The following is a 5,073-nucleotide window of genomic DNA, read 5'->3' as shown; positions in this document are numbered from 1 at the left end:
TTTTTTAAACATGGTATTGGATTTAAAATTTAGCTACAAATTAATAAATCTATTACATTTACAGCAAGAACATCCAATCGGAACGGTTCAGGCGGGCTTCCGACCGGTAGGGAGGATTCGTTCAACACGGTGTATAATTAATTGCTTTGGTCAGTGCTCATCTGGAAAATTCCTTCGGAATTTTCTCTGGTTCGTATTTGTTTATTAAATTAGTTGCTTAACCAACGCAACTAACCATACACATCACGTTGTGCTTAATTTAAGAAAATGAGAACTAAACAAGAATATTTAGAATTTTTAAATAAAATAAAATGGGAAAAAGGAAAAGAAATTGAATCCTATCTCATTCCTGCAATCGATATTAAAGTAGAGGAAAGTCAATCAGAAAGTAATATTGGGTCATCTAAGTTTGGTGGGAATCCTGACTTACCAGCAAAAACTGATTGGCCAATTTGCGATAATGAACCAATGACATTTTTAGCTCAAATTAATTTGCAACAAATTAGTGAATTTGATTTAGAGAATATCCTACCAAAATCGGGAATTTTATATTTCTTTATAGCAAATCCATCTGAATTTAGTTTAGAACATAAGGTAATATATTCGGTCGACAACGAAATAAGCAGAAGAGATTTTCCTAAAGGGTTAAATAAAGATTGTCGATTTAGTCAATTGAAAATGCTTTTTGAAAATATTTATACTTTCCCTTCAGGAGAAACTTTAGAAATAGAATCCTTAAGCGAAAACGACAAAGAATCTACTTTTGAGTTATTAGAATTAGATGAAGATTTCTTTACATATGAAAACAATCAAATTCTGGGACATACATATCCAGTACAAGGAGATGTTAATCTTGAATGGGCTTGTAGAATTTTAGGTGTTGAAGTATCATTCAAGTCTTTTGAACAAAATCAAGAAAAAATTGATAATCTAAGAAATGATTTTATCAATATACTTCAATTTTCTGCTGAGAACTCAATTCCTGAATTTTGGGATAATTTCTATATTGATTCAATGGGATATTTTGGAATAAGAAAACAAGATTTAAAAAATAGAGAATTTGATAATACGGTTTTAACATTTCAAAACTCGTAAAACTAAGCACAACAAAGTATATAAAAAATAGGCGAGATAGTAATAAATCCAAGACTTTTGGCTCTTATCAAAATTTGTGCTTAACCGAAAGTTTCGTGCTTCGTAATCGCCTACTTTTCATATACTAACCGTTATCGCCAATTTGAAAGAACAAACAGATAAAAACTATGACTATTAATGAAAAACATAGAGAGTTAGTAGCCACGGCTAGAACTGCGGGAGTTTTGTATTTGGCTATGGCAGTATCAGGCATTTTGGGATTTCTGATATTCCACCCTCAAGTATTTGATTCAGAAGACTCACAGAAAACACTAACAAAACTGATTGACCTTGAATCTCTTGCTAGAACCCGACTTCTTTTTGAATTTGCAATTGTTGTTTCTCAAGCTATTACTGCAGTATGGTTTTATAAATTGTTTAGACACATAAACGAATGGGCAGCGTGGACAGTTGGTATTTGGGGAATGATTAATTCCATAGCAATTATGATTAGTGCAATTTCAATGGGTTCCGCTATTGAAATTGCAAGTTCTTCCCAAAACGTAGAGGACAAGTTAATATTAATTGAACTTTTAAGTAGTTTAATCACCAATTCTTGGGGTGTCGGTGGTCTTTTCTTTGGACTTTGGCTTATACCTTTAGGGTACATAATAACGAGCTCAAAAAAGATGCCTGTTTGGCTAGGACGAACCCTAATCATTGGTGGTATTGGCTACCTGCTTAGCACGGTAGCTAATTATGTAGGAATTAAAAGCCCTGTAATTGATTATTTAACTATTCCTGCGACAATAGGAGAATTTTGGATGATTGGATATTTATTAATTTACGGAATACGACAAGTGAATGAATAAATAGGAATAATGCCAAATGAAAAAAGGCGATAACAATGTATATAAAAAATAGGCGAATTAGTGCTAAATTCAAGGGTTTTGCTCGTATCAAACTTTGTACTTAATCGAAAGTTTCGTACTTCGTAATCGCCTACTTTTCATATACTAAACGTTACCACACATTATGAAAATACGCAGTATCATAACAATCATTTTACTTCTCCCGCTTTCAGTTTTCGGTCAAAAGGAGTTGTCAAACGAACAGATTTTAGAAGATTACACTATTTTCAAAGAAATCTTGACAGTTGGACACCCAAGTTTTTATGAATATACTTCACAGGTTGCGTGGGATAGTATTTTTAGTTCGTTTGAGCAAAAAGAAATTAAAGGAGTAAAAACACCGAACGACTTATTCAAATCTATTTCTTCCATAGCTGAAAATGTAAAAGATGGTCACTTAAACATTCTTCATCCAAAAATCGACACCTTACCTACTATGTTTCCAATACTGATAAAGTTTATAGGTGGAAAACTTTATACCGACACGGATGATTTTGGAATTACTGTAGGTTCTGAAATAATGTCTATTGATAGCAAGTCCACTCACACTATTCTAAAAGACATGTTGAAGTATGCGCCATCAGATGGTTTCAACCTGACTAAAAAATACCTCCAAATAGAAAAGGAGTTTGGCATACTTCACTATTACGAATATGGAGTTAAAGAAAGTTATTCTGTAAAATACACGACTCCCGAAGGTAAAGTTAAAACAATTGAAATTTCTCCAAAATCATTTGAAAGCATAGGTAACCGATACCCTAACAGAAATTCTCATTTTGCATCATATCATCAAAATGTAAATCGAGTAGAGTATTTTAAAAATAGAATAGCAGAAGAATGGCCATTCGTCTATTATATAGATTCTCTAAATACTGCTGTACTTACTGTAAATTCGTTTGGTTTAGACCCTCAAGAATTTAAATCAAAGCTGATTGATTTATTTAAAGAAATTAAGAAGAAGAAAGCTAAAAGCCTAATAATAGACATAAGACAAAACATTGGCGGATACAGAATCAACGCCATAAACTTGTACTCTTTTTTAACGAATGAACCTTTTAAACAAAGAATATTAGAAAGTGCTATAACAAATGTGCTTCCTCATGAAAAATACGTTGTTCATACAATATCTAATTACACTGATTTTTTTGGAATGTATTTTACTTCAGCCAAAAAAGAGGATGGACGGTGGATGTTAACAGAAGACCACGCTCAGGCAGAAATGGTTCCGTATAAAAAAACATTTAATGGAAATATGTATGTTTTAATCGGAGGCAATACGTTTTCTGCCGCCAGTGCTTTTGCTTTAAGCGCTAAAAACGACAAAAATATAACTCTTGTTGGGGAAGAAACGGGTGGTGGATACTATTTCCATACGGCTCAATATTCTGCGTTATACGAATTACCAAATTCAAAAATAATGGTTCGCGTACCTTTTGTAAAAATAGATAAATACGTATCTGATAAATCAGTTCCAAAAGGAAGTGGAATATTGCCCGATAAAGAAGTAATCTTAACTGTTGAGGACTTAATTAAAGGAACAGATAGCCAGTTAGATTACGTAGTAAAACATATTAGCAATAAATGAAAACTGTTGCCAACAATTTGAAAAAATGAAGAAAGGGAATTTGATATACCTCCTGCTATCAACTGGAATTTGCGTTGTATTTGCAATAATTGGAGGATTATTGGTTGGAAATTCACTTGAGAATTGGTTTACTGAAATCAAACACCCTTGGTTCTCTCTTCCTATGATAGGTTGGTATATAGTAGGCGGACTATATTACATAATGGCTATTGCAATTCTTTATCGACTCTTAATTGCAAAAGATGGACTTCAAAGAAGATTAGCGATTTGTTTGACTATTGCTATGATAGCAGGCAATGAATTTTGGAACTATCTTTTTTTTGGACTTGAAAGTACTTATGCGGGATTCATTGGACTAATACCCTTTACTCTAATAGTTGTGGTGTTATTTGTTAGACTATGGAAATTTCAACAGAGGACTGCTTGGATTTTGCTTCCGTATGTAATTTGGTTAGGCTACGACATTATTTGGACTTATAATCTGTGGATATTGAATAAATAAAAAACGTGTGGTAACAATGTATATAAAAAATAGGCGAAACAGTAATAAATTCAAGACTTTTGGCTCATGTCAAAGCTTGTGCTTAACCGAAAGTTTCGTGCTTCGTAATCGCCTACTTTTCATATACTAAACGTTAGCAACAAGCAAAACCCAAAAATCGAAATAAAGTTATAATGAGAAAAATTTTAGTTTTACTGCTCTTGATAAGTTCCTTTGCCAATGGACAAAAACTTATAAAAAAGACAGAGGAAAATAAAGTCAAATTGGACAATTCAATGAAAATATTTTCTTCTAACGCTGGATATTGCAAAATTTACAAACTGACGGAAAATATTTTTGCTCTACATAATGGATATATGGAAGGAAATAAAATAACTTATGTTGACAAAAATGCACTCGACGAAATAATCAAAGCATCAGAAATGATTAACGATGCTGATTTTGGAGACAAAGTTGAACTGGTATCAATTGAAATGGACATTGAAAAAAAGAAGATAATTGGAACTGCCTATGTTTTTACGATTTACAAAAACGAAACAACAACGGATTTATCTGACCTGACTCTTACCGAAATTCGAGAATTAATGGAAACAGCGGACTTAAATAGTGTAGAATCTGATGGAGTAAAAGTTGTCGATAAAGTAAAAACAATAACTTCTGAAAAAGCACATAGTTTTATGACCTTGACCAAAAAAGAATTGGAAATATTAATTGAACTGAAATATTAAAATACAGGAGAAAATGCCAGTTGCTAACACCGTGTATAAACCATTGCTGGGTCTGTGCTCATCTGGAAAATTCTTGGGAATTTTCCAGCGTAGTTTTGTATCTTTAATGGTTCGTGTGTGAGACACGCAACGGTCCATACACAACAACGTTGTGGCACATTTAAAAAAAAACCAAGAGTTGATTAAAATATTCCAAAAATCATTAAAGAAAGAGATTGCCGAATTGAGCGATGAAATTCTGAATTCCATATGGTCGAATAGAATTGAACAATC

Annotated in this window: 5 protein-coding genes; all 5 read left to right on the top strand. The window is 32.6% G+C overall.

Going from position 1 to position 5,073, the window contains the following annotated elements; genetic code table 11:
* Window positions 1-267: 267 nt before the first annotated feature.
* Window positions 268-1,095: a DUF1963 domain-containing protein gene (locus tag ESY88_RS20285; protein WP_147088605.1), complete on the top strand. Its 828-nt coding sequence runs from the start codon at window positions 268-270 to the stop codon at window positions 1,093-1,095.
* Between the two features lie 167 nt (window positions 1,096-1,262).
* Entirely contained in the window at window positions 1,263-1,946 is a 684-nt protein-coding gene (locus ESY88_RS20280; protein ID WP_147088534.1) for a DUF4386 domain-containing protein, read from the top strand.
* Window positions 1,947-2,109: 163 nt separating this feature from the next.
* The gene (locus ESY88_RS20275; RefSeq protein WP_147088533.1) at window positions 2,110-3,570 is read left to right on the top strand and encodes a S41 family peptidase; all 1,461 of its coding nucleotides are present in this window, start codon (window positions 2,110-2,112) and stop codon (window positions 3,568-3,570) included.
* A 25-nt stretch (window positions 3,571-3,595) separates the two neighbouring features.
* Complete coding sequence (locus tag ESY88_RS20270; RefSeq protein ID WP_147088532.1) at window positions 3,596-4,072, top strand: TspO/MBR family protein; 477 nt, start codon at window positions 3,596-3,598, stop codon at window positions 4,070-4,072.
* Window positions 4,073-4,245: 173 nt separating this feature from the next.
* Window positions 4,246-4,800, top strand: coding sequence for a hypothetical protein (locus ESY88_RS20265; RefSeq protein WP_147088531.1), 555 nt, complete (start codon window positions 4,246-4,248; stop codon window positions 4,798-4,800).
* Window positions 4,801-5,073 lie beyond the last annotated feature (273 nt).

Source organism: Subsaximicrobium wynnwilliamsii (genome assembly GCF_007997225.1).
GTDB classification, from domain to species: domain Bacteria; phylum Bacteroidota; class Bacteroidia; order Flavobacteriales; family Flavobacteriaceae; genus Psychroserpens; species Psychroserpens wynnwilliamsii.
Note: the sequence above shows the minus strand (reverse complement) of the source record. Positions and strands in the feature narration are given on the sequence as shown.

What these genes read in the sequence shown, in the direction of transcription:
- ESY88_RS20265 (WP_147088531.1), top strand. Translation starts at nt 4,246, where the DNA reads ATGAGAAAAATTTTAGTTTTACTGCTCTTGATAAGTTCCTTTGCCAAT.
- ESY88_RS20270 (WP_147088532.1), top strand. Translation starts at nt 3,596, where the DNA reads ATGAAGAAAGGGAATTTGATATACCTCCTGCTATCAACTGGAATTTGC.
- ESY88_RS20285 (WP_147088605.1), top strand. Translation starts at nt 268, where the DNA reads ATGAGAACTAAACAAGAATATTTAGAATTTTTAAATAAAATAAAATGG.
- ESY88_RS20280 (WP_147088534.1), top strand. Translation starts at nt 1,263, where the DNA reads ATGACTATTAATGAAAAACATAGAGAGTTAGTAGCCACGGCTAGAACT.
- ESY88_RS20275 (WP_147088533.1), top strand. Translation starts at nt 2,110, where the DNA reads ATGAAAATACGCAGTATCATAACAATCATTTTACTTCTCCCGCTTTCA.